This is a genomic window from Bradyrhizobium huanghuaihaiense (genome assembly GCF_025200885.1).
GTDB lineage: Bacteria > Pseudomonadota > Alphaproteobacteria > Rhizobiales > Xanthobacteraceae > Bradyrhizobium > Bradyrhizobium huanghuaihaiense.
Genome location: NZ_CP104172.1, coordinates 308,602 through 332,926, shown reverse-complemented (window position 1 = coordinate 332,926; position 24,325 = coordinate 308,602). Strand labels below are relative to the sequence as shown.

Annotated in this window: 23 protein-coding genes; 12 read left to right on the top strand and 11 right to left on the bottom strand. The window is 64.7% G+C overall.

Features of this window, described 5'->3' with window-relative positions; translation table 11 throughout:
• Nucleotides 1–102: 102 nt before the first annotated feature.
• The 6 genes from argG to N2603_RS01545 form a co-directional block, all read right to left on the bottom strand.
• Nucleotides 103–1,440, bottom strand: a complete 1,338-nt coding sequence (argG, locus tag N2603_RS01570) for an argininosuccinate synthase (RefSeq protein ID WP_212346312.1) — start codon at nucleotides 1,438–1,440, stop codon at nucleotides 103–105.
• 86 nt (nucleotides 1,441–1,526) lie between these two features.
• The gene (locus N2603_RS01565; RefSeq protein WP_260387435.1) at nucleotides 1,527–2,312 is read right to left on the bottom strand and encodes a phosphatase PAP2 family protein; all 786 of its coding nucleotides are present in this window, start codon (nucleotides 2,310–2,312) and stop codon (nucleotides 1,527–1,529) included.
• A gap of 132 nt (nucleotides 2,313–2,444) precedes the next feature.
• Nucleotides 2,445–2,939 (bottom strand): hypothetical protein, encoded by a 495-nt coding sequence (locus N2603_RS01560; protein WP_018645138.1) that lies wholly within the window; start codon nucleotides 2,937–2,939, stop codon nucleotides 2,445–2,447.
• Nucleotides 2,940–3,108: 169 nt separating this feature from the next.
• Complete coding sequence (gene rlmN / locus N2603_RS01555) at nucleotides 3,109–4,311, bottom strand: dual-specificity RNA methyltransferase RlmN (protein ID WP_260387434.1); 1,203 nt, start codon at nucleotides 4,309–4,311, stop codon at nucleotides 3,109–3,111.
• Between the two features lie 184 nt (nucleotides 4,312–4,495).
• Entirely contained in the window at nucleotides 4,496–5,158 is a 663-nt protein-coding gene (locus tag N2603_RS01550) for an invasion associated locus B family protein (protein ID WP_260387433.1), read from the bottom strand.
• Between the two features lie 115 nt (nucleotides 5,159–5,273).
• Nucleotides 5,274–6,113: an SDR family oxidoreductase gene (locus N2603_RS01545; RefSeq protein WP_260387432.1), complete on the bottom strand. Its 840-nt coding sequence runs from the start codon at nucleotides 6,111–6,113 to the stop codon at nucleotides 5,274–5,276.
• A 217-nt stretch (nucleotides 6,114–6,330) separates the two neighbouring features.
• Between N2603_RS01545 and N2603_RS01540 the strand changes: the two genes are divergently transcribed.
• From N2603_RS01540 to N2603_RS01530, 3 genes are all read left to right on the top strand, one after another.
• Nucleotides 6,331–7,305: an NADPH:quinone oxidoreductase family protein gene (locus N2603_RS01540; protein ID WP_061880125.1), complete on the top strand. Its 975-nt coding sequence runs from the start codon at nucleotides 6,331–6,333 to the stop codon at nucleotides 7,303–7,305.
• A gap of 429 nt (nucleotides 7,306–7,734) precedes the next feature.
• Nucleotides 7,735–8,610: a hypothetical protein gene (locus tag N2603_RS01535; RefSeq protein ID WP_260387431.1), complete on the top strand. Its 876-nt coding sequence runs from the start codon at nucleotides 7,735–7,737 to the stop codon at nucleotides 8,608–8,610.
• A gap of 18 nt (nucleotides 8,611–8,628) precedes the next feature.
• Nucleotides 8,629–9,789, top strand: a complete 1,161-nt coding sequence (locus N2603_RS01530) for a TAXI family TRAP transporter solute-binding subunit (protein ID WP_260387430.1) — start codon at nucleotides 8,629–8,631, stop codon at nucleotides 9,787–9,789.
• Nucleotides 9,790–9,955: 166 nt separating this feature from the next.
• Here N2603_RS01530 and N2603_RS01525 read toward each other — a convergent pair whose 3' ends face one another.
• The gene (locus N2603_RS01525) at nucleotides 9,956–10,339 is read right to left on the bottom strand and encodes a YkvA family protein (protein ID WP_026312323.1); all 384 of its coding nucleotides are present in this window, start codon (nucleotides 10,337–10,339) and stop codon (nucleotides 9,956–9,958) included.
• A gap of 103 nt (nucleotides 10,340–10,442) precedes the next feature.
• Nucleotides 10,443–10,742, bottom strand: coding sequence for a 4a-hydroxytetrahydrobiopterin dehydratase (locus tag N2603_RS01520; protein WP_260387429.1), 300 nt, complete (start codon nucleotides 10,740–10,742; stop codon nucleotides 10,443–10,445).
• 153 nt (nucleotides 10,743–10,895) lie between these two features.
• Between N2603_RS01520 and N2603_RS01515 the strand changes: the two genes are divergently transcribed.
• The 3 genes from N2603_RS01515 to N2603_RS01505 all read left to right on the top strand — a co-directional run bounded on the left by N2603_RS01515 (nucleotide 10,896) and on the right by N2603_RS01505 (nucleotide 14,896).
• Nucleotides 10,896–12,341: a TAXI family TRAP transporter solute-binding subunit gene (locus tag N2603_RS01515; protein WP_260387428.1), complete on the top strand. Its 1,446-nt coding sequence runs from the start codon at nucleotides 10,896–10,898 to the stop codon at nucleotides 12,339–12,341.
• A 178-nt stretch (nucleotides 12,342–12,519) separates the two neighbouring features.
• On the top strand, nucleotides 12,520–14,067 hold the full coding sequence (locus N2603_RS01510) for an alkaline phosphatase D family protein (RefSeq protein ID WP_260387427.1): 1,548 nt from the start codon (nucleotides 12,520–12,522) through the stop codon (nucleotides 14,065–14,067).
• A 115-nt stretch (nucleotides 14,068–14,182) separates the two neighbouring features.
• Nucleotides 14,183–14,896: a hypothetical protein gene (locus tag N2603_RS01505; RefSeq protein ID WP_260387426.1), complete on the top strand. Its 714-nt coding sequence runs from the start codon at nucleotides 14,183–14,185 to the stop codon at nucleotides 14,894–14,896.
• 4 nt (nucleotides 14,897–14,900) lie between these two features.
• Here N2603_RS01505 and N2603_RS01500 read toward each other — a convergent pair whose 3' ends face one another.
• Nucleotides 14,901–15,281, bottom strand: a complete 381-nt coding sequence (locus N2603_RS01500) for a response regulator (protein WP_018645127.1) — start codon at nucleotides 15,279–15,281, stop codon at nucleotides 14,901–14,903.
• A 180-nt stretch (nucleotides 15,282–15,461) separates the two neighbouring features.
• On the opposite strand from N2603_RS01500, the gene N2603_RS01495 reads away from it, so the two are divergent.
• The 6 genes from N2603_RS01495 (at nucleotide 15,462) to N2603_RS01470 (ending at nucleotide 22,413) form a co-directional block, all read left to right on the top strand.
• The gene (locus N2603_RS01495) at nucleotides 15,462–16,226 is read left to right on the top strand and encodes a Crp/Fnr family transcriptional regulator (protein ID WP_018645126.1); all 765 of its coding nucleotides are present in this window, start codon (nucleotides 15,462–15,464) and stop codon (nucleotides 16,224–16,226) included.
• 265 nt (nucleotides 16,227–16,491) lie between these two features.
• A complete protein-coding gene (locus N2603_RS01490) occupies nucleotides 16,492–17,208 on the top strand; it encodes a prolipoprotein diacylglyceryl transferase (RefSeq protein WP_260387425.1) in 717 nt (238 codons plus the stop codon).
• Nucleotides 17,189–18,634, top strand: a complete 1,446-nt coding sequence (locus N2603_RS01485) for a radical SAM protein (RefSeq protein ID WP_260387424.1) — start codon at nucleotides 17,189–17,191, stop codon at nucleotides 18,632–18,634. Before N2603_RS01490 ends, N2603_RS01485 begins: the two co-directional genes overlap by 20 nt.
• Nucleotides 18,631–18,915 (top strand): hypothetical protein, encoded by a 285-nt coding sequence (locus N2603_RS01480; RefSeq protein ID WP_260387423.1) that lies wholly within the window; start codon nucleotides 18,631–18,633, stop codon nucleotides 18,913–18,915. Before N2603_RS01485 ends, N2603_RS01480 begins: the two co-directional genes overlap by 4 nt.
• Nucleotides 18,916–19,154: 239 nt before the next feature.
• Complete coding sequence (typA, locus tag N2603_RS01475; RefSeq protein WP_018645122.1) at nucleotides 19,155–20,981, top strand: translational GTPase TypA; 1,827 nt, start codon at nucleotides 19,155–19,157, stop codon at nucleotides 20,979–20,981.
• A gap of 184 nt (nucleotides 20,982–21,165) precedes the next feature.
• The gene (locus N2603_RS01470) at nucleotides 21,166–22,413 is read left to right on the top strand and encodes a flavin monoamine oxidase family protein (protein WP_260387422.1); all 1,248 of its coding nucleotides are present in this window, start codon (nucleotides 21,166–21,168) and stop codon (nucleotides 22,411–22,413) included.
• A gap of 180 nt (nucleotides 22,414–22,593) precedes the next feature.
• Here N2603_RS01470 and N2603_RS01465 read toward each other — a convergent pair whose 3' ends face one another.
• Together N2603_RS01465 and N2603_RS01460 are read right to left on the bottom strand one after the other, a co-directional pair.
• The gene (locus N2603_RS01465) at nucleotides 22,594–23,001 is read right to left on the bottom strand and encodes a thiol-disulfide oxidoreductase DCC family protein (RefSeq protein WP_260387421.1); all 408 of its coding nucleotides are present in this window, start codon (nucleotides 22,999–23,001) and stop codon (nucleotides 22,594–22,596) included.
• A complete protein-coding gene (locus N2603_RS01460) occupies nucleotides 23,001–24,320 on the bottom strand; it encodes an SDR family oxidoreductase (RefSeq protein ID WP_260387420.1) in 1,320 nt (439 codons plus the stop codon). The genes N2603_RS01465 and N2603_RS01460 overlap by 1 nt, the downstream gene beginning before the upstream one ends.
• Nucleotides 24,321–24,325: the final 5 nt, after the last annotated feature.

The following is a 24,325-nucleotide window of genomic DNA, read 5'->3' as shown; positions in this document are numbered from 1 at the left end:
TCTCTATCGCTCGTAGCCCGGATGAGCGAAGCGACATCCGGGGTCTGTCGGCTTGGCGAGAAAGTCCCGGATATCGCTTCGCTCATCCGGGCTACGAGAGCCTCAGCCCTTGTCGCTTTCGAGCTTGAAGATCTGCGAGCCTTCGCTGCCCGAGAGCAAACCGGTCTTCGAATAGAGACCGAGCTTCGTCCGCGTATCCGCGATGTCGAGATTGCGCATGGTGAGCTGGCCGATGCGGTCGGCCGGCGTGAAGGCGGCGTCCTCCACCTTCTCCATGCTGAGCCGTTCCGGCGCATAAGTGAGGTTCGGGCTCTCGGTGTTGAGGATCGAATAGTCGTTGCCGCGGCGCAGCTCGAGCGTGACCTCTCCGGTGACGGCGCGCGCGACCCAGCGCTGCGCGGTCTCGCGCAACATCAAGGCCTGCGAATCGAACCAGCGGCCCTGATAGAGCAGCCGGCCGAGACGCATGCCGCTGATGCGGTACTGCTCGATGGTGTCCTCGTTGTGAATGCCGGTGACAAGCCGCTCATAGGCGATGTGCAACAGCGCCATGCCCGGCGCCTCGTAGATGCCGCGGCTCTTGGCCTCGATGATACGGTTCTCGATCTGGTCGCTCATGCCGAGACCGTGACGGCCGCCGATCGCGTTGGCTTCGAGGAACAGCGCGACGGGATCGGAGAAGGTCTGGCCGTTCAGCGCGACCGGCTGGCCTTCCTCGAAACGCACCACGACCTTCTCGGCCTTGACGGCGCAATCGTCGCGCCAGAACGGCACGCCCATGATCGGGTTGACGATCTTGATGCCGCTGTCGAGGCTCTCGAGATCCTTCGCTTCGTGCGTGGCACCGAGCAGGTTGCTGTCGGTCGAGTACGCCTTCTCGGCGCTCATCTTGTAGGCGAAGCCCTGGGCGGTCATGAACGCCGACATCTCGGCGCGGCCGCCGAGCTCGTCGATGAACTGCTGGTCGAGCCAGGGCTTGTAGATCTTCAGGCCCGGATTGGTGAGCAGGCCGTAGCGGTAGAAGCGCTCGATGTCGTTGCCCTTGAAGGTCGAGCCGTCGCCCCAGATGTTGACGCCGTCCTCCTTCATCGCCGCGACCAGCATCGTGCCGGTGACGGCGCGCCCGAGCGGCGTGGTGTTGAAATAGGTGATGCCGCCGGTCGAGATGTGGAAGGCGCCGGACTGGATCGCGGCGATGCCTTCGTGGACCAGCTGCGTGCGGCAATCGACGAGACGTGCCTTCTCGGCGCCGAACTCCATCGCCTTGCGCGGGATCTCGTTGTAGTCGGCCTCGTCCGGCTGGCCGAGATTGGCGGTGTAGGCGTAGCAGCGCGCGCCCTTCTGCTTCATCCAGAGCAGCGCCGCGCTGGTGTCGAGACCGCCCGAAAAAGCGATGCCGACTTTCTCACCCTTGGGCAGGCTTTTCAGGATCGTGGTCATGGGGCTTCCAATCGGGTCTCAAGGGGCTGATGTCAGGGGCGAACCTGACCGCGCGAATATCAAATTTCGCGGGGCTGGGCACGCATTTAATGGCTCAAATCGGCCGGCGCGGGGCCGGACTTGCGGCCGAACAGGCGCTGGCGGAGCCGGTAGGCGGGCATGTTCAGCCGGGTCAGGGCGGCATCCACCGCGTCGTCCGAAAACCGGGTCCGCGGCCAGCGGTAGATCATCGCGTAGGCGAACCAGATCACGACGAAGGTGACGAGGCCGGCGATCGAGACATCGGTAAAGAAATGCCCGCCGAAGGCCATGCGCAGCCCTGACGTCACGGCGCCGAAGATGACGGCGCCGGCATAAGCGAGCGGCCGCCATGCCGGCGGGGCCAGCGCGGCAGGAGCCAGCGTCCAGAACGCGGTCGCGCCCTCGCCCGAGAAGAACGAGCAATTGCGCGCGCAGCCGCCGCGTGGATCCCACCACGGCACGAATTGCTGGTCGCCGGCGAACTCGGTCACCACCACCGGGCGCGGCCGGCCCCAATGGGTCTTGAAGGCGAGGTTGGAGAGAATGACGGCCGACAGGATGATCGTCGCCAGCAGGAACACGATCGCGCGCCCCGACACCAGCAAGGGACGGTCGGGCCGGATCATCTTGACCACGAGCGCCACCAGCGAGGGCAGCACGAACGCCCAGGCGATCCACATCGCAGCGTCGCGCGCGAAGCCGGCCCAGTCGTTCAGCTTGAGCGGAAACGTCTTCGTCTCGGGGTCGAAGAACAGCGAGGCCAGCTTGAGATCGAGCTCGGGATAAAGGCCGAAAACGACGCCGATCACGAGCCACAGTGCCAGGGCGATGAAGAGTCCAGTCCGGTTCATGGCGCGCGGTTTAGCGGAGTGGGGCGGGGATGGAAACCCTTGCCATGGTCATTCCGGGATGGTCCGAAGGACCAGACCCGGAATCTCGAGATTCCGGGTTTGATGCTTCGCATCGCCCCGGAATGACGGAGCCTACCTCGCATCCGGCCTTGAATTCGCCGGCAGCGGCGGAGGCGGCTTGCGCGGGGGCGGCGGGTTGCGCCAGGCGCCGGCGTTGCGGCCGGCGATCAGCCAGTAGACGACGCCGGCGACGATGCCCGCGCCGGTCATGATTTCCAGGTGACGCCGCACGATACCTTCGAACTGCAGCGTGTCGGAATGGAAGGGAACGAGGCCGAGATAGCAGGCGAGCCCGACAAGGCCGCCGCCGACGGCATAGGCGAGCGCGCTGCGGATGTAGAGCGCCTCGGTGATGGCGACGATCACCGCCGCCGGCACCAGCGCGAAGCCCGAGACGAAGATGAAGCCAAAGCCGAGCAGGATATCGATCGCGCCTTGATCGACGGGACCGGCGCCGAGATCGGCGAACTCCGGAAACAGCAGCGCCATGACCACGATCATGCCGCCGACGAAGCAGGCGGCGAGAAAGCCGATGAAGATGACGATGAGGCGGCCGATCAGGGACATGCCAAAAATGCCAACTCAGTCGTCATTGCGAGGAGCCACCCGGTCCCGCCTCCGGCGGGCCGGATGACAGGCTCCGCGACGAAGCAATCCAAACTACCGCCGCGGAGATATTCTGGATTGCTTCGCTGCGCTCGCAATGACGAGGATGCGAGAGCGCGGGCATAACAAGCTAATCCGTCATCGCCATGGCGCGGAGCGCCTGGCGCTCCCGAGCGCTGAGCTTTTCGGTCTCCGACTTGAGCTGACCGCAGGCGGCGAGGATGTCGCGGCCACGCGGCGTGCGCACCGGCGAGGAATAGCCGGCGTTGAAGATGTATTCGGAGAACTTCTCGATCTGGTCCCAGTCCGAGCATTCATAGGCGGTGCCGGGCCAGGGATTGAACGGGATCAGGTTGATCTTGGCGTGAATGCCCTTGAGCATCTTCACCAGCAGCTTGGCATCGTCGAGCGAATCGTTGACGTCCTTGAGCATCACATATTCGAAGGTGATGCGGCGCGCGTTCGAGGCGCCGGGATAGTCGCGGCAGGCCTGCAGGAGCTCCTTGATCGGATATTTGCGGTTGAGCGGCACCAGCTCGTTGCGCAGCTCGTCCCGCACCGCATGCAGCGAGATCGCGAGCATGACGCCGATCTCCTCGCCCGCGCGCACGATGTTCGGCACCACGCCCGACGTCGACAGCGTGATGCGGCGGCGGGAGATGCCGATGCCTTCATTGTCGCCAACGATGAGAAGCGCATCGCGCACCGCATCGAAATTGTAGAGCGGCTCGCCCATGCCCATCATCACGATGTTGGTGACGCGGCGCGTGCCGTCCTCGCGATCGGCCCAGTCGTTCAGGCGGTCGCGCGCGACCATCACTTGGCCTACGATCTCGCCGGCGGTGAGGTTGCGCACGAGGCGCTGCGTGCCGGTGTGGCAGAACGAGCAATTCAGTGTGCAGCCGACCTGGGACGACACACACAGCGTGCCGCGATCGGTCTCGGGGATATAGACGCACTCGACTTCATGCGCCTTCTCGACATTGTCGCCGCTCGGCAGCCGCAGCAGCCATTTGCGGGTGCCGTCGCTCGAGATCTGCTCGGCCACGACTTCGGGACGGTCGACGGTGAAGTGCTGGGCGAGGTCGGCGCGGATGCCCTTCGAGATCGAGGTCATGTCGTCGAAGCTCTGGGCGCCGCGGAAATACAGCCAGTGCCAGAGCTGCTGCACGCGCATCTTGCGCTGCGCCGGCGCGACCCCGATCTCGCCGAGGCGGTCGGCAAGCTCGCTGCGCGACAGGCCGATCAGCGACGGTTTGGCCGGCGGCACGTAGGTTTCGAGCGGAGTCTTCTCCACCAAGATTGCGTTGTGCGGCTCGGTCGTCGGTTGCATCTATCGGCCTAATTGCTGTGGTCGTTCCGGGGCAGCTCGAAGAGCTGAACCCGGAACCTCGAGATTCCCGGTTCGATGCTGTGCATCGCCCCCCGGAATGACGGAAGAAATCTGGAACCGCCCCTATATAGCAACCGGAACCGCCGATTGCGACCTTATCGCCCTCAGCCTTAACGACTAGGCGTTACCGCCTACAATCCTGGGCGATCTTGTCGAGCGCCTGGGCGAGGCCCTTCAGCGAGAAGGTGTCGGTCGTCTCCGTGCCCTTGGCCGAGACGCCCTTGACCACGAGATCGGCGGATTTGCGCATGGCCTCGACCATCCGCTCCTCCTCGGCCGCGTTCTTGATCCAGAGGCCATCGCCCTGCGTATACATCGCAAAGGCGGCGCCGCCGACCTCGACCGAGGATTCCGAGCCCGGCTTCAGCGCGTAGCCGATCATGACCGAGACTTCGTTGTTCACCTTCTCCGCCGGCCGGGTCGAGACGAAGGCATAGGCGGGATCGCGCGGCCGATTCGGCGGGTTGGTCTTCGACGACGAGGGCTTTGCCAGCGCGAAGCAGACCTTCTTGCCGTTGGGTGTCGCCGAATAGGCGCCCCAGGTGCCGAACTGGCCGATCAGGGTCGGCTCCGCGCCGCCGGCAACAGCCGCAGCCGGGCCCGCCGGTTTGCTCTCGGGCTTTGCAGCGGTCTTTGCGGCCGTATTGGCCGCCGGCGCAGCCGCCTTCGGTGCAGCCTCTTTCGGTGCAGCTTTGGGCGCCGGTTGCGCCGTCTGCGCCCGCGCGGAATCAGGGATTCCGCACGCCACCACGCCAGTCGTCAAAGCCAATAATAGCACCCGCCACATGCTGGAGTGGTTCCCTCAATATTGTGACTGGAAGATGGCCCGGCCGCGCTTTGTCCCCGGGTAGGGATAGCCGGGAAAGTTCAATTTGGGAAGGCAGTTAGCGGCAGCGGCGCGATCAGGCTTTGGATCGCGCGGCGCGCTGGGCGGCCCATTGCGCGTCGGTCCAGCCGAGCAGATCCTCGGCGCCGGAACTGCGCAAATGCGCGCCGCCGTCGATCACCACCATCTCGCCATTGATGTAGCCGGCACGGTCGGAGACGAGGAAGCTGGCGAGATCGGCGAGCTCGCCGTGTTCCCCGGTGCGGCCCAGCGGATTGCGCGCGGTCCAGCCCTCGTCGCGGCCCTCCGGGCGAAGCTGCCCCGATGCGCCGGCGGTCGGGAACGGCCCCGGCGCGATCGCGACGGTGCGGATGCCCTTCGGCCCCCATTCGACCGCGAGGCTTTTGGTCATCGCCAGCACCGCCGACTTCGCCATCGCCGACGGCACGGTGAAGGCGCGGCCGGTGATGGTCGAGGTCGAGAGGATCGAGAGCACGACACCCCCGTGGCTGCCCTCGATCCAGCGCCTGCCGGCGGCGAGCGTGCCATACATCGCGCCATGCAGCGTCGGCGCGAGGATTGCGTCCGCGGCACGGAAGGAGAGATGCTCGCTCTGCGCGATGAACGTGGCAGCGGCGTTGTTGACGAGGATGTCGAGCGGCGCCTCGCGCCAGATTTGATCCATCATACTGTCGACGGCGGCACCGTCGCGGATATCGCAGGCAATGGTGGTGACCTTGCCGCCGGTCTCTTCGCGCATCTCGGCTGCAGTCGCTTCAAGCCGATTGAGCTTGCGGCCGCAGATCACGAGCTCGGCGCCGAGCGCGAGGAAGCGACGTCCCATCGCAGCACCGAGGCCCGAACCGCCGCCGGTGACGAGGATGCGCTTGTCCTTGAGCAGACCTGTTTCAAACATCGTTTGAATCCTTTCTCCGCGGATTTCGTCATTGCGAGCGCAGCGAAGCAATCCAGAGTCCGTGCCGCGGAAATAGTCTGGATTGCTTCGCTGCGCTCGCAATGACGAGGATAGGCCGGAGCATCGCTTTGACAAAGAATCCGGATTGTCGCCCGTGCCTAAATCCGGCAAAACCGACCCAACCATAATTCCACTCGAAACGCCCCAAGGTGCTGCCATGAAAGCCATCCTCTGCTCGCAATATTGCCAGCCCGACGATCTCGTTCTGGCCGAGGTGCCGGATCCGGTGGCGGGTCCCGGCGAAGCCGTGATCGCGATCAAGGCGGCGGCGCTGAACTTCTTCGACATCCTGATGATTCAGGGCAAGTACCAGATCAAGCCGCCGTTCCCGTTCTCGCCGGCCGCGGAAGTCGCCGGCGTGATCGAGAGCATCGGCCCCGGCGTCACCGATCTGAAAGTCGGCGATCGCGTCGTTGCCTCCTGCGGCCACAACGGCGCGCGCGAGAAGATCGCGCTGCCGGCGGCCTCGATCGTCAAGATCCCCGACAATCTCGACTATGACCGCGCGGCCGGCATCATCATCATCTACGGCACCGCGCTGCATGCACTGGAAGATCGCGCCAGCCCGAAGCCGGGCGAGACGCTCGCGGTGCTCGGCGCCGCCGGCGGCACCGGCCTTGCTGCCTGCGAGCTCGGCAAGCTGATGGGCCTGAAGGTGATCGCATGCGCCTCCTCGGACGAGAAACTCGAATTCGCGAAAGCGCACGGCGCCGAGCTGACGCTGAACTACGGCAAGGAGGATCTGAAGGAAGGCCTGCGCAAGCTGACGGGCGGCAAGGGCGTCGACATCATCTTCGATCCCGTGGGTGGTGCTTACGCCGAGCAGGCGCTGCGCTCGATCGCCTGGGAAGGCCGCTTCCTCGTGATCGGTTTTGCCGCCGGCGACATTCCGAAAATGCCGCTGAACCTCGCGCTCCTGAAGGGCTGCGACATCCGCGGCGTATTCTGGGGCGCCTGGACCCGGCTCAATCCGGCGAAGAACCGCGCCAATCTCGAGAAGCTCGTGAAGTGGACTGCAGAAGGAAAGATTTCATCGCATGTCGACCGCACCTTCCCGCTGGCCCAGACCGCCGATGCGCTGAAGGTGCTCGCGGGCCGTCAGGCCATGGGCAAGGTGATCCTGCATCCGTGATCGCGATGTCATCGCGACGCTGTTTCAGCATACTCACTGTCATCGCCCGGCCTCGACCGGGCGATCCAGTATTCCAGAGACGCCAGTGATTTAGCTGAGAAGCCGGCGTACTGGATGCCCCGGTCGAGCCGGGGCATGACAGCGGCGGGCGTGGCTGACAGCGTCGATAGCCGTGACACCGCAAGGTTGTGCACACCGGCCGGCCGGAAAAAAATCCCTCAACCAACGCGGGCAAAATTGCGGTGCATTTCGCCGCTCCGCCGCAATCAAACCTAAATATCTCCAGATTCGCGCAAACCGCCGTCGTTTTTTGGGCTGAATCGGACGGCGATTTACCGGTTCCAGTTTGCGGGGCGCTTCTGGACAAAAACAAGAAGACTGAAGCCGGGACGGCCCCTGCGTTGCGTCAGTAATGGGGAGCATCACACCATGGAGACGACGGCCTACCGTCCGTCGAAGGAGTCGCACGCGCTCGACTCCGATCGATCTGCATCACATTCGTCCACCGCGGACTACATCCGCGCGCGGGCCAAACGTGCCGAACTTCCACAGGACGATCCAATTCCGCTGTTTCTGTCCGATCCGCGCGGAGCACCGGACCCACAGGAGTATACGCCGCTGGCGCTGCGGCCCAGAACCAGGATCGCGCCGCTTGTCGCTGCCGGGCTTGCGATATCCGCCGCGGCGATCGCGGCCGTGCTGTTTCAGTCCGAGCTGCGTAGTCTCCTCGCCGACTATGCCGGCAGCGTAACAGGTGCAGCTCAAGCCAGTCTGCCGGCCGTACGCCAGGTCCCGCTCAAGGACCCGGGCCGCGTGACCAACACGACGCTGGCGAGCGCCGACAAGCAAGAGCTTCCGGTGCCCTCGACGCCAAGCCGTGAAGCGATTGCGACCGCTTACCAGACCGCGCTGCAAGCGCAAAGCCAAGTCCAAGGTCAAGTCCAAGGTCAAGTCCAAAACCAAGTCGAAGCGCCAGCTCCGGCGCCCGTCGCGGCGCAGCCTGCACCGCCCGAGCCTGCCAAAACGCTCGATGCCGACACGCTGGCAGGACTGATGACACGCGCCAGACGCCTGATCAGTGTCGGCGACATCGCCGCCGCGCGCCTGCTGCTCGAACGCGCCGCCAACGCAAAGGACGCAACGGCCGCGCTGCTGCTGGCACAGACCTACGACCCCGCGGTGCTCGGCACCAGCGACGCGCGGAGCATCGTTCCCGACGCAGCCGCCGCGCGCGACTGGTACCAGCGCGCCGCCAGCCTTGGATCGACGGAGGCGCGCAAGCGGCTCGCCCAGCTCTCGAACTAGACCATTTCAGGGGACATCATGCGCAACGTTTTGAAAATGGCGCTTGCCGCCATCACGACCATCTGTGCCTTCGCGGCCCATGCCGAGCAGGGCGAATACGATCCGGCCAAGGTCTCCGACAGCCTGAAGGCCATCTTCCAGTTCGGCTCGAGTTCGACCAAGCAGTCGCTGAACGCCAACACCGTCACGCTGATCACGGGCACGATCGGCGGCACCTATGTGCAGTTCGGCGCCGATCTCGCCTCGGTGCTCGACGACGGCAACAAGATCCGCGTGCTGCCGATCGTCGGCCGCGGCTCGGTGCAGAGCGTGGCCGACATCCTGTTCCTGCAAGGCGTCGATCTCGGCATCGTGCGCGCCGACACGCTCGACTATCTCGAGCGCAAGGGCTTTGCCAAGGACATCAAGAAACAGTTCACTTACGTGACCAAGCTCTACAATGAAGAGATGCAGGTCATCGCGCCGAAGTCGATCGCGACGCTGAAGGACCTCGAGGGCAAGAAGGTCAGCGTCGATCTGCCCAATGGCGGGACCTTCGTCACCGCACTGACGGTGTTCGAGCGTCTCGGGATCAAGGCGAACTTCGTCTATGTCGAGCAGCGTATCGCGATGGAGAAGCTGAAGGCCGGCGAGATCGACGCCGTCATCGTGGTCGGGGGCAAGCCGTACAAGTCGGTCTCGACCTTCGGCAATGACGGCCGCTTCCACCTCGCCAAGGTCGACTACGCCAAGCCGCTGCAGAGCGACTATCTGCCGGCGACGCTGACGGCGAAGGACTATCCGAACCTGATCAAGGAGGGCGAGAGCGTCGACACGATCGCGGTGCCTGCGGTGCTCGCGGCCTATAATTGGGCGCCCAACACCGAGCGCTATCGCAAGCTCGCGCTGTTCGTGGACGCGTTCTTCACGAAATTCCCGGCGCTGCAGAACCCGCCCTTCCATCCCAAGTGGAAGGAGGTCTCGCTCGCGGCGCCGCTGTCCGGCTGGAACAGATTGCCGGTGGCGCAGCAATGGCTCGACAAGCACGGCGTCGAGCCGGTGACGCGCCAGCGCTTCGAGGCGTTTTTGAAGCAGACCCCCGCGGCTGCAAACGTGTCCGACGCGGAGAGGGAGACGCTGTTCAAGCAATTCCAGGTATGGGACGCGGAAAAAGCGCGGGCGGAGGCGGGGAAGAAGTAGCTCTCCGGATGTCGTCCTGGCGAAAGCCAGGACCCATTACCATCGAGAGGCGTTTGGCAAAGACACGGAATGAGCACCGCCCGCAACCATTACCACGCGGGGTAATGGGTCCTGGCTTTCGCCAGGACGACACGGAGGGTGTGGCTACGACGTGCCGTCCAAACGGCTACTGCGCCGCCTCCCCCTCCGCCACGCCGCGCTTCAGCGCGGCGCGGGCGGCTTCGCGGTGCTCGGTCGTAATGTGGGTGGCGACCATGCGGATGGCGGTGGCGAGCACGGCGGCGTCATCGGTGAAGCCGAGGATCGGCATCACGTCGGGGACGAAGTCGAACGGCAGGATGAAATACGCGATCGCCCCCAGCAGCGAGGCCTGGACGTGGCGCGGCGTCTGCCGGTCGAAGGCGCAGTAATAGGCCGCGAGGAGATCCTCGGCGAACGGCAGCTGCGCGGCGACGCGCTTCAGCTTGCGCCAAAAGCGGCGGCGGACGCTCTCACGATCTTCCGCAAGCCGATCGGCCGGCTCGAAGCCGACGCTGTGCTCGGCAGCCATGCTCCAACTCCCCGTTCAGCGAGGGGCGGCGGATCGCCGCATGCCCTGCTGATCACAAGATGGGGATGCGGCCGGCCGCTGCAAGATGTCAGCCTGGTGTCAGCTAAACCGTCAGCTTGGCGATCGCATTCATCGCCTTGGCGAGCTCGATGTCGAGCGCCGTGACGCCGCCGGCATCATGGGTCGACAGCACCACCTCCACGGTCTTGTAGACGTTCCGCCATTCGGGGTGATGGTCCATCTTCTCGGCGACCAGCGCCGCGCGGGTCATGAAGCCGAAGGCCTCGTTGAAATCCTTGAAGACAAAGGTTTTCGCGATTGCATCGCGCCCCCCGACCTCGCTCCAGCCGGGGATACCACCCAGTGCCTGCTTGCGTGCTTCCGCCGCCAGCCGTTCTGCCATGATCGTCTCCATGCTTCAGGGGAACTTTACCCTAACACCGTGCTTACGGTCAGGGTTCACAAGGGGATTTCCTCCATCCGCTAACCATGACGGAGAAGTAACCCCGCCGGACAAGAAATTTGCTACAATTGCGGGCCTAAATCGCCGGCCGAGATGAAGCTGAGCCTGAAACGCCTGTTTGGGAGATCGATGACCGGGGGTCTGGACCTGGCCGAAGCGCCCACTCCGCCTTCGCCGCGATCAGCGGCGCGGAAGACGGCGCTCGTGTCGCTCGCGCTGGTGCTTGCGATCATCGGCGCGCTCGTTGGCGGCTATTATTTCGCGATGCGTCCGGTGACGCTGAAGATTGCGGTCGGCCCCGCCAACAGCGACGACGTCAAGGTGGTGCAGGCTCTGACGCAGGCTTTCTCGCAGAACAAGAGCTACGTGCGGCTGCGCCCGGTCCAGACCGACGGCGCCACCGCCAGCGCCGAGGCGCTCGCGGAGGGCAAGGTGGATCTCGCCATCGTGCGCGGCGACGTCGACGTGCCGAAGACCGCACAGGCGGTTGCGACCTTGCGCAAGAACGTCGTGGTGCTGTGGTCGGTCCAGGGCAAGGGCAAGAAGAAGGGCGCCAAGATCACCAAGATCGCCCAGCTCGCCGGCCATCGCGTCGGCGTGGTCGGCCGCACCCAGGCCAACGTCAATCTGCTCAAGGTGATCCTGCAGCAATACGGCGTCGATCCCGCCAAGGTCGAGATCATCCAGTTCCCGGCCAACGAAGCCGCCGAGGCGATCAAGTCCCAGAAGGCCGATGCCTATCTCGCCGCCGGCCCCGTCAACAGCAAGATCACGGCGGAGGCCATCGCCGCCTCCACCAAGGATTTCGGCACGCCGACCTTCCTTGCGATCGATTCTGCGGATGCGATTGCGCAGAACCACCCGGTCTATGAGGCCTCCGAGATTCCCGCCGGCACCTATGGCGGTTCGCCCGATCGCCCCGAGGACGAGGTCAAGACCATCAGCTTCTCGCACCACATCGTGGCGCGCAAAGCCGTGTCCGAAACCACCATCGCGGCGTTCACGCGCCAGCTGTTCGCCGTGCGGCAGCAGCTGGTGACGGAATTCCCGCTGGCGGCCAAGATCGAGACGCCCGACACCGACAAGGATGCGGTGATCCCCGTGCATCCCGGCGCCGCCGCCTTCGTCGATGGCGAGGAGAAGACCTTCCTCGATAAATACAGCGATTACATCTGGTGGGGCCTGATGGCGCTCTCCGCGATGGGCTCGATCGGCGCCTGGTTCGCCGGCTACCTGAAGAAGGACGAGCGCGACAACAACAGCCATCTGCGCGAGCGCCTGCTCGACATGATTGCGGCCGCTCGCAAGAGCGAGACGACGGAAGAGCTCGACCAGATGCAGACCGAGGCCGACGCGATCCTGCGCGACACGCTGCACTGCTTCGATCACGGCGCGATCGAGGAAGGCGGGCTCACTGCCTTCAACATCGCGCTCGATCAGTTCCACGCCGCCGTCGCCGACCGCAAGGCGGTGCTGATGAGCCTGCCGCAGAACCTGCAGCGCGCGGGTGCGCAATTCAGGGCCGCCGGCAACGCGTAGAAGCTTGCCCGCGTTATTGCTGCGTCACATTGTCTCAATATAGCTTACGCCGTTATTCCGGGATGGTCCGAGGGACCAGACCACAGGTGCGCAATTGCGCACCGGGGAATCTCTCCGGATTCGCGCTTCGCGCGCTCCGGAATGACATTGCAAGATGCGCCAGCCCGCGAGCCAGCCCATGAACATCAAATTCTGCCGCCGCCGTTTCCTCACGACCGGCGCCGGCGCGCTCGGCGCCATCGCAATGCCCTATCTGTCACGTGCAGCCGACCGGCCGGCGATCACCCATGGCGTGCAATCGGGCGACGTCACCGTCGACGGCGGCGTGGTCTGGGCGCGCGCCGACCGTCCAGCGCAGATGCTGGTCGAGGTGGCGACGACCGAGTCCTTCAAGGACGCCCGCGCGCTGCCGCCGATCGCGGCGCTGCCCGAGAGCGACTTCACGGCGAAGATGCTGATCGAGAACCTGCCGGGCGGACAGGACGTCTTCTATCGGGTGCGCTTCCGCGATCTCTCGCACAGCGCGGTCGAGGGCGAGGCCGTCGTCGGCCGATTCCGCACCGCGCCGGCCGACCGCCGCGACGTCAGCTTCGTCTGGGGCGGCGATGTCGCAGGCCAGGGCTGGGGCATCAACCCCGATGACGGCGGCATGTTCACCTTCGCGGCGATGCGCAAGCACCGTCCGGACTTCTTCCTGCACTCGGGCGACACGATCTATGCCGACGGTCCCATTGCATCCGAGGTGAAGCTCGCCGACGGCAAGATCTGGAAGAACGTCACGATCCCGGAGAAGGCCAAGGTTGCCGAGACGCTGGACGAGTACCGCGCCGCGCACAAATACAATCTCACCGACGAGAATCTGCGCGCCTTCAATGCCGAGGTGCCCATCTTCGTGCAGTGGGACGACCACGAGGTGACCAACAACTGGTCGCTGTCGAAGGAGCTGCCGGCCGCCTACAAGGTGCGCGACATCGAGCTGCTCGCAGCCCGCGCGGGCCGCGCCTTCCATGAGATGTACCCGATGCGGGAAAGCATCAATGAGCCCGGCCGCGTCTACCGCCAGATCTCTTACGGACCGCATCTCGACGTGTTCGTGCTCGACGAACGCAGCTATCGCGGCCCGAACGGCGCCAATCTCGAAACTGCCTACGGCCCCGCCGCCTACTTCCTCGGTCCGGATCAGATGGCATGGCTGAAGCGCGGCCTTCTCAACTCACGTGCGACATGGAAGGTGATTGCTTCCGACATGCCGCTCAGCATCCTGGTCTATGACGACGCCGCCAACAAAAAGGGGTCGGAGGCGTTTGCGCAAGGCGATGGCCCGGTGCGCGGCCGCGAATTCGAGATCGCCGACCTCCTGCGCTTCATCAAGATGGCGCCGATCAAGAACACGGTGTGGCTAACGGCCGACGTGCATTATGCCGCCGCGCACTATTACAACCCCGACAAGGCACAGTTCCAGGAATTCGATCCGTTCTGGGAATTCGTGTCGGGCCCTCTGCACGCCGGAACGTTCGGACCGGGCGAGATGGACAACACCTTTGGACCTGAGGTGCGCTTCGTCAAGGCGCCCGGTCCCGACAAGCAGAACCTGCCGCCGTCAGCGGGCATGCAGTTCTTCGGTCACGTCAAGATCGACGGTGGGTCCGGCCAGATGACGGTGACCTTGCGCGACCGCGCCGACGTCGCGCTGTGGTCGACCACGCTCGATCCAAAGCTTGCCTGACGGCCAATTTGAAAGCCGGATGGCCGTGAACCATCCGGCCGGCCCGGACGACAATTGCAGGCGCCCGTGCATTTCGAGGGCCTGATGCCGTCCGAGCCATTTTCGAGTTGAAGCCGTGCCGTTCAGCCGCCGAACGTTCGTGATCGCGCTCCTGCTGGGCGCAGCGTCCCCCACATGGGCGCAGAGCCAGGACAAGGCAACACAGGTGCGCGAAGCCTTCGCCTCGCCCTATGGCAAGGCGCTGACCGCCGAACTTGGCAAGTCACTGCGCGCGAGCGCCGATCCGGCATGCCTGACGGACAAGGGGTTAGCTGCCGACCAGCTCGAACCGCGCGGCCGCGACATCGTCATCACATGGGGCACGCGAATGCTGGAAGGCGCATCGGCGTTCATCGACCGGCAGAACTCCGACAATCCATTTGCCGGCGCAGCCGAATTGGAAAGCCTGAAGAGCAATCCGGACGTGAAGCGCTATCTCGCGATGGAAGAGCCGATACGTCAGGCGAAGATCCTGGATTTGATCTTCGAGCATTTCGACCGCCACAACGTGATCGCCCGCGTGAAGCTTGGAGCGGTCTATCCATTGGGGACCGGCAACGAAGCCCTGCTCCGTCTCAATCCGACCGATGCAACTGAAGAACGGTTGGAGACGTTCGCCGGTAAGAGTCGTTCGAAGGCGCTGAAACGTTTCCTGCAATTGTCCGATCAAGGGGCGATTGCGCAGAGTGCGGCGATCAAGAGGGCCTCATCGCCGCCGCCGCTTCCGCACACATTCTTCAAGGACGTCGAGAGCGACCTCGCCGAGCTCTGCATTCGCTCCGGCAAATAGGCCGTCAGGTGCCCCGCGCCCGCAGCGCCGCCTCCAGCGCGTCGCTCGAGCACGGTTTCTGCAAGCGCGGCCGGCCGGCGAATTCGGGCGGAATCCGCGCGTCGGCACCGTAGCCGGTGACGAAGACGAACGGGATTTTCAGCGCGACCAGCCGCTCGGCGATTGCAAAACTCGTCTCGCGGATCAGCTCGACATCGAGCAGAGCGAAGTCGGGAGCCCGCTCCGCGATCGCCTCCAGCGCCTGTGTCACCGCGCCGACGCTCCGCACGCGCGTCACACCAAACCCGACGAGACGGTCCTCGAAATCGATCGCGATGATTGGATCGTCCTCGACGATCAGAACGTCGGCAGGCCGGCCTGAGCCGTTGGAGAATGCGGGTGCCATGATCACATCTTCTGCGTGAGGTTTTTCGGATCAGGACTGCCGCGACACGATGCCTGCGCCCAGCGCATCGGAGGGTTCCCGGAACGAAACCCACCACATTGCCGTTCTCCAGTCTGTCCACTTGTGCACACAGGAAATGGACGGAACTCGCTAATGTGGAAAGGAGGACAGGGGTTCACGATGGATGCGCGCATCGACAAGACGAGCGAGGTCGAAAGCCGACCGGCCAACAATCTGCTGCGGCGCTTGAGTGCGGCGGACTACGCGCTGCTCGCGCCGTACGTGACCGTCGAAGACTCCGCTGCGAACCAGTTGCTCTACAATCCCGGCGATGACGTCCAGGTCGTCCACTTCCCCTGCGGACCGGCGCTCGCGACCTTTCTGGTGCCCAATGAGGACGGCCGCGACGTCGAGACCATCCTGGTCGGCCGCGAAGGCGCGGTGGGCGGCATCGTCAGCGAAGGATTCCTGCCGGCCTACACCCGCATCTGCGTCAAATTCGGCGGTCCGTTTGCACGCATTCATGTCGCCAAGCTCGAAGCCGCCAAGCTGCGCTCGGCGTCGCTGCGCAACGTTTTCGTCCGCTACGCCGACTGCATGCTAGCGCAGATCTTCCAGTCCACCGCCTGCAACGCCATCCACTCGATCGAGCAGCGCACGGCGAAATGGATTCTGGCGGCGATGGAGCGGACCGGCGACGAGAGCAGCGTGCCGCTGACCCATGAGCAGCTCGCGACGCTGCTCGGGGTCGGGCGCAGCTATGCGAGCCGCGTGCTGCAGTCGTTCAGGGCCGAAGGCGTGCTCGACACAAGGCGCGGATCGATCCTGGTCCGCAACCGCGACGGCCTGAAGCTGCGCGCCTGCCTGTGCAATGACGCCGTGAAGATGCATTTCGAGGAGGTGCTGCGCGGAGTGTATCCGACGGAGGAGCGGGAGGCGGGGTAGAGGCACAATCTGCTTCTTCCTTCTCCCCTTGTGAGAAGGTGGCATAGGCGGCCTACGGCCGCCGTTCTTCAGAACGCCGAAGCAAAGCTTCGGCTATGGCGCCGGATGAGGGGTTCTCTCCACGAGTTCGTCTGCCGAGAGAGACCCCTCACCCGAATGAGCTCATGGCTGATGGCGGAGCTGCCCTCTCCCACAACAAGGGGAGAGGGCGCAGTAATGCGCATCACGCCGTTTTCGACGTAACTCGTGCTATACTCACCCCCGCATGAGCGGGGCATTCCTTCACACTCTCTTCGACATCGCGGCGTGGCTGGCGGCGGCAGCGGCGCTCTCCTGGCTGTCGCGACGCGGCTTGCGGTTTCCGGCGCAATCATTCGAGCTGCCCTATATCGCCGCGCTGGTGTTCGGCGCCGGGCTTGGCGCCTATCTGTTCGGGTCCGCCAATCTGTGGCTGTCGGGACAGAGCGGCATTGCGCGCTCGGTGGAGGGTGCGCTGGCCGGCGGCATCGTGGCGATCGAGCTCTACAAATGGTCCGCGGGGATCACGGTGCGAACCGGCGCGCGTTTCGCGCTGCCGCTGGCCGTCGGCATCGCGATCGGGCGGCTCGGCTGCTACTTCGCGGGCCTCGACGATTTCACCTATGGCACGCCGACGGCGCTGCCCTGGGCCCATGATTTCGGCGACGGCGTTCTCCGCCATCCCGCGCAGCTCTACGAGAGCGCGGCAATGGGCTTGTTCGCGTTTGCCTATGTGCTGGCGGTCTTGAACCGGAATACGTTCGCGATCACCAATGGATTCTATCTGGTTCTCGCCTGTTACGGAGCGCAACGCTTCCTGTGGGAATTCCTCAAGCCCTATGGCACGCTGATCGGCCCCTTCACCCTGTTTCACCTGCTGTCGCTGTCCATCCTGCTCTACGCCGCAATCATGCTGGCGACGGCGCCCAAAGCGAGACCCGTGCATGAACGCGCCGTTGCGTAAGTCGCGTCCCTACATCTTCTGGGGCCAGACCCAATCCCTCTGCGAGACCTGCCTGAAGCTGGTGCCGACCAAGATCCAGATTCTCGACAACGAGGTCTGGTACGAGAAGCGCTGCAAGGAGCACGGCGTGCAGTCGACGCTGGTGTCGACGGATGCCGCCTATTGGCGCCTGTGCAAGGACTTCATCAAGCCCGGCGACCGGCCGCTGCAATTCCAGCACCGCACCGAATTCGGCTGCCCCTATGATTGCGGCCTCTGTCCCGACCACGAGCAGCATTCCTGCCTGGCGCTGATCGAGATCACCGAGCATTGCAACCTCACCTGCCCGGTCTGCTTCGCCGAATCCTCGCCGGCACGAACGAAATTCACCCCGCTCGCGACGGTGGAGAAGATGCTCGACGCGCTGGTCGCCAGTGAGGGCGAGCCCGATCTCGTGCAGATTTCCGGCGGCGAGCCGACGCTGCATCCGGATTTCTTCGAGATCCTGGACGCCGTGCGCGCCCGCCCGATCCGCCATGTCATGATCAACACCAACGGCCTGCGCATCGCCCGCGAAAAGGATTTCGTGGCGCGGCTCGCCGAGAACAGGCGCGGGCTGGAGGTCTATCTCCAGTTCGATTCGCTTCAGCGCGATGCGCTGATCAATCTGCGCGGCGCGGATTTGCGAAAGATCCGCCAGCAGGCGCTGGAGAATCTCGAACATTACGGCGTCTCGACCACGCTGGTCGCGACCATCAAGCGCGGTGTCAACGATGGCGAGATCGGCGACATCGTGCGCCACGCCCTCACCTGGAAATGCGTGCGCGGCGTCACCTTGCAGCCGGTGCAGGATGCCGGCCGCAACGAGAGTTTCGACAAGACCACCGACCGCATCATGCTGTCGGAGATCCGCAAGCGCGTCGTCGAGACCGGCGTGTTCGGCGACAAGGACATGATCCCGCTGCCCTGCAACCCCGAAAGCATCTCGATCGGCTATGGCCTGCGCAACGGCGAGAAGGTGCTGCCGCTGACCTCGCTGATCCCGCAGGAGCAGCTCGTCGCGGTGATGCCCAACACCATCACCCCGGAAAAATATCCGATGCTGCGAGAAAAATTCATCGATCTGTTCTCGCTGTCGTCAGGGCCATTGAACACGAGCGAGCGGGTCTGCGAATTGCTATGCTGCCTGCCGAGCTTCCAGGTGCCGGAAGGGCTCTCCTACGAGAACGTCTTCCGAGTCACCATCGTGCAGTTTCTCGACCGCTTCAATTTCTGCGTCGGCAACGTCAAGCGCAGCTGCATCCATTTCGTGACGGAGCAGGGCGCGATCATTCCGTTCGACACCTACAATCTGTTCTACCGCAACGGTGCGATCGGCCGGATTCGCGCCGAGCTCGAAGGGCAGACTTATCGCGAGGCAAGGCAAAGCGAGGAGGCACCACGATGAGCGACACGCCACCGCCGGTTCTGCCGCCCGTCCCGACGCCCGCCGAGGCCCGCAGCGGCTGCCTCACCGCGCTCATGGTGATCTCGGGGATGATCCTGCTGCTTCCGGGGCTCTGCGCCCTGCTGTTCGGCGGGGCCTCGGTGGTCGAGGGGGGCAAGATCGATTCCGACATCGCGCCGCTGGTCTTCCTGGGGCTGGTCGTCGGCATCGGGGGCGTCGTCCTGATCTGGGCGGCGATCAAGGGGCGAAAGTCCCCTACCCATCCCGGAACCCGGCCCTAAGCCCCGGGAATTCCCGGACAAAATTCAGTCAACCAAGGGCCAAAGAACACATTGTTTTTTGGCGGTTTTTGCATATATTGCGCCGCAAACGCGTAGGGTGCCCGGTCGAGCTGACCGGGCTTCCTTTTTGGGCGAAGCAGGCCCCGTTTTCCACGTTTCCAGCGTTGTCCGTGAAGAGGTCCCGGTCTGACCGGCGAGATCGCGCTTAACCCATTGTTCGACCGCAAAGAAGCTCACACATGAACCTTCGCAACGTCGCCATCATCGCCCACGTCGACCACGGCAAGACGACCCTCGTCGACAAGCTCCTCCAGCAGTCCGGCACGTTCCGCGAGAACCAGAAGGTGACGGATCGCGCCATGGACTCCAACGACCTGGAGCGTGAGCGCGGCATCACCATCCTGGCCAAGGCGGCCTCGGTGCAGTGGAAGGACACCCGCGTCAACATCGTCGACACCCCCGGCCACGCCGATTTCGGCGGTGAGGTCGAGCGTATCCTGAACATGGTGGACGGCGCCCTGGTGCTGGTCGATGCCGCCGAGGGCCCGCTGCCGCAGACCAAATTCGTGGTCTCCAAGGCGCTCAAGGTCGGCCTCAAGCCGATCGTGGTCATCAACAAGGTCGACCGCCCCGACGCGCGCCCGACCGAGGTCATCAACGAGGTGTTCGACCTGTTCGCGGCGCTGGACGCGAGCGAGGAGCAGCTCGACTTCCCCATTCTTTATGGATCAGCCAAGCAGGGCTGGATGGCCGAGAGCCCCGAGGGTCCGAAGGACAAGGGCATGGAGCCGCTGTTCGACCTGATCCTGCGCCACGTCGCGCCGCCCAAGGTCGAGGAAGGCCCGTTCAAGATGATCGGCACCATCCTGGAGGCCAATCCCTATCTCGGCCGCATCATCACCGGCCGCATCTCGTCCGGCGTGCTCAAGCCGAACCAGCAGGTCAAGGTGCTGAACGCCGAGGGCAAGCTGGTCGAGTCCGGGCGCATCACAAAAATCCTGGCGTTCCGCGGCCTCGAGCGCACCCCGCTCGATGAAGCCGAAGCCGGCGACATCGTTGCGATCGCGGGCCTCACCAAGGGCACCGTCGCCGACACCTTCTGCGATCCGACCGTCGAGGTGCCGCTGCCGGCCCAGCCGATCGATCCGCCGACCGTGTCGATGTCGTTCATCGTCAACAACTCCCCGCTCGCAGGCACCGAAGGCGACAAGGTGACGAGCCGCATGATCCGCGACCGTCTCTTGCGCGAAGCCGAAGGCAATGTCGCGCTGCGCGTCGTCGAAGCCGCCGACAAGGACGCGATGGAAGTGTCGGGCCGCGGCGAACTGCAGCTCGCGATCCTGATCGAGACCATGCGCCGCGAAGGTTTCGAGCTCTCGGTGTCGCGTCCGCGCGTCGTCTACCAGAAGGACGAGGCGACCGGCGCCACCATGGAGCCGATCGAGGAGGTCGTGATCGACGTCGACGAGGAGCATTCCGGCGTCGTCGTGCAGAAGATGAGCGAGCGCAAGTCCGAGCTGATCGAGATGAAGCCGTCCGGCGGCAACCGTCAGCGCCTGGTGTTCTACGCGCCGACCCGTGGCCTGATCGGCTATCAGGGCGAGCTGCTCACCGACACCCGCGGCACCGCGATCATGAACCGCCTGTTCCACGGTTACGCCCCGTACAAGGGCGAGATCCAGGGCCGCCGCAACGGCGTCCTGATCTCCAACGACCAGGGCGAAGCGGTGGCCTACGCCATGTTCAAGCTGGAAGACCGCGGCCCGATGATGATCGAGCCGGGCTGGAAGGTCTACAAGGGCATGATCGTCGGCGAGCACACCCGCGACAACGATCTCGAGATCAACGTGCTCAAGGGCAAGCAGCTCACCAACATCCGCACGACCTCGAAGGACGAAGCGGTGCGCCTGACCCCGCCGATCCGCATGACGCTGGAGAAGGCGCTCGCCTATATCGAGGACGACGAGCTCGTCGAGGTCACGCCGAAGTCGATCCGCCTGCGCAAGAAGCACCTCGACCCGAACGAGCGCAAGCGCGCGGAAAAGGCCAAGGAAGCGGTGGCGTAAGGCCACCGCTCTCTCGTGCCCCGGACGCGGCGCAGTGCCGTAGGGTGGGCAAAGCGCAAGCGTGCCCACCACTTGAGAATGGTGGGCACGGCGCAAGAGCGCCTTTGCCCACCCTACGAAACCGTCTCACCCGCCCACAGCTCGTTTTGTGGTGGCGCTCCAGCGAACGTGCTAGAGCCCGCCCATGACCTCCCTGCCCTCCTCCGTTGACGTCGCGATCATCGGTGCCGGTGCAGCCGGCCTCGGCGCCGCGCATGCGCTTGATGGCTCCGGCCTCTCCGCGATCGTGCTGGAGGCGCGCGACCGGCTCGGCGGGCGGGCCTGGACTGTACAGGCCTCGCCCGAGGTCACCTTCGACGTCGGCTGCGGCTGGCTGCACTCGGCCGACAAGAATTCCTTCGTCGCAATCGCCAAACAGCTCGGTTTCGAGCTCAACAAGGACCTGCCGCCCTGGCGCGAGCGCGCCTACGGCAATGCCTTTCCGCAAAGTGAGCGCGAGGACTTCATGCGCGCAATGGACGCGTTCTACGAGCGCATGTGGAAAGCCGCACAAAAGGGCAAGGATGAGCCCGCGAGCCTGAGTCTGGAGCCCGGCAATCGCTGGAATCCGATGATCGACGCGATCTCGACCTATATCAACGGCTGCGAACTGAAGGACATGTCGACGCTCGACTGGGACGCCTATGAGGACACCAACCTCAACTGGCGTGTCCGCCGCGGCTACGGCGCGCTTGTTGCAGCCTATGGCGCGCCCTGCCCGGTGGCGCTGAGCTGCAACGTCACGCTGATCGATCATTCGGGAAAGCGCCTCCGCATCGAGACGTCGCGGGGCACGCTGGATGCCGGCAAGGTGATCGTCACAGTGCCGACCAATCTCATCGCCGATGAGGCCATCCGTTTCTCGCCGCCGCTCCCGTCCAAGGTCGATGCCGCCGCCGGCCTGCCGCTCGGCGTCGACGACAAGGTGACGCTGGCGCTCGAGGATGCCGAAGCCTTGCCGAAAGAGGGCAATCTGCGCGGCGCCACCATGCGCACGGAGATGGGCACCTATCACATCCGCCCGTTCGGCCAGCCCTGCATCGAAGGATTCTTCGGCGGCAGCTTTGCCCGCGCGCTGGAAGATTCCGGCGAAGGCGCCATCGCCGCGCACAGCATCGACGAGATCGCGGGCTTTCTGGGTAACGATATCAGGCGCAAGCTGAAGCCGCTGTACGAATCGCGCTGGGCGCGTGATCCCTTCGCACGCGGATCGTACTCGCATGCGCTGCCGGGGCATGCGGGAGATCGCGCGGTGCTGGCCGCGCCGGTGGATGGACGGCTGTTCTTCGCGGGAGAGGCGACGTCGCCGGAATTCTTCACAACGGCACATGGCGCGCGGGATAGTGGTGAGCGGGCGGCGCGGGATGTGCTGGCGGCTTTGAGCAGGCTCTAAGACGATGTCGTCCCGGCGAAGGCCGGGACCCATACCGCGTGATTTCTCGATGAACCACGGTGCTCGTACCGCGGCCTCCTTCACTTCCAGTCCTGCCAAACTGCGCCCTGTGGTTATGGGTCCCGGCCTGCGCCGGGACGACGCTGAATTTGCGGGTGCCGCTGCGCTCGCAATGACGACTTACTCGATCACCCGCGCCCGCAAATCGGCATCCGGCACGAAGCAGGCATCGTACTTCCCGAAGATGCGATAACGGTTGCGCGCGATGAGGCTGTAGATCGGGTCCCGCAGCGGCTTCGGCACGGCGAACAACGCGCGTACCCAGCTCCAGCCGGGGAGCTGTGAGAGCACCGTCAGTGCTGCATCCGATTTCATGAAGACCTCGCCGCCATGGATCACGGCGTTGGTGTCGGGATCGCCGGGGTCGATGCCGAACGTCCGCGCCAATCGCGCCCCGTAATCCGACTGGATCGGCGTGAACCGAAACCGCTTTGCCGTATCGCGCTTGGCAACGAAACGCACCCAGCGCGAGCAGAAGATGCAGACACCGTCGAACAGGATCACGTCGTCGTCGGGCCACTTGCTCATCAGCGATTGTCCAGTATCAGGAGCGCGACCAGCATCAGCACGATCGCCGGCCCGGTCTTCACCAGCGCGCCAAGCGGCTCGATCCAGAGGTCGGGTGTGAGAATCGCCGCGCCGAACATGTAGCCGAGCGAAGCGGCGATGCCAGCGACGAGCCCGACCGCCGCCGTGCGGCGGAAGGCGATCAGCACGCCGATGCTCATGTCCATCAGGCTGGTGCCGATGGTGATGGGATCGACCAGCGCGGGCGGGAAGTTGTGCGCGCTCAAAATGCCGGCGGCGGCGCGGTAGGACACGAACAGCGCGATGAAGCCGGAGACGATCCAGAACGCGACCAGGCTCGCGACAATCAGCGCCTTGACCAGAAACAGCCGCGCGAACCATTTGTCCTGGATGGTCGCGGGATGGCGCCCGATCGTCTCGGCCAGCGTCTTCGGCGCGATGCTTGTAGCGGCGATCCAGGCCGAGGGATCGCCCGTCACGCCGCGGCGGAGCTCGGCAATGGCCGTGGAGCGCATCGGCGGCATCCAACCGAGATAACTGGCGAGATCGCCGATCTTTGCCCCGAGATCGAGCATGAAGGCCGGCATCGCGATGCTTGGCCAACCGCCTGTGCCGAATGCGAGACGAAATTTCTTGATGACGCCGGCCATGGTGACCGGCTCGACCTGCATCAAATCCCAGCTCACCGCTTTGACGGAGGCATCGTCGATGTCGCGCGCGGCGAGCCAGGCGATGGTGGCCGAAATATCCTCGACCGCAACGGGCTGAAATGGCGTCATCATCTCCTTTCCCGGCAGGTCGAGCGGAAAGGCCGCGAGCGCCCGCAGCATCGCGCTGCCGCCATAGGCAGATGGGGCGATCACGAAGCCGGGCCGCAGGATGGCGTGGGGCGCGCCGGACGCAGCGATCAATCGCTCCGCCTCGCGCTTGGTCGTGGCGAAGGCGGTGCGGTCCGCCGCAGCGGTGCCGGGAATCGAGATATGCACCAGCCGGACGGCACGGCCGCTGCCAGTGATCGCCTGAAGCAGGCGCGCGACGAAATCGCGATGCACGGCGTTGGTGTCACTGCCGGGACCATCCTGAAGGACGCCGAGGCAATTGACGACGATATCAACGGAATGCTCGCTCATCAGGCGCGTCAGCGCGGTCGCATCGAGCGACAGGATCGGCAGCTCGATGTCCAGCGCGCTCATTGTCTGCGCCGGCGACAGGCTGCGCGCCACACCGACCACACGAAAACCCCGCGCGCGCAAATCGTCGGTGACGAAACGGCCGATCAGGCCGGAGGCGCCGAGCACCAAGATGGTTTTTGGGTTCATCGCGC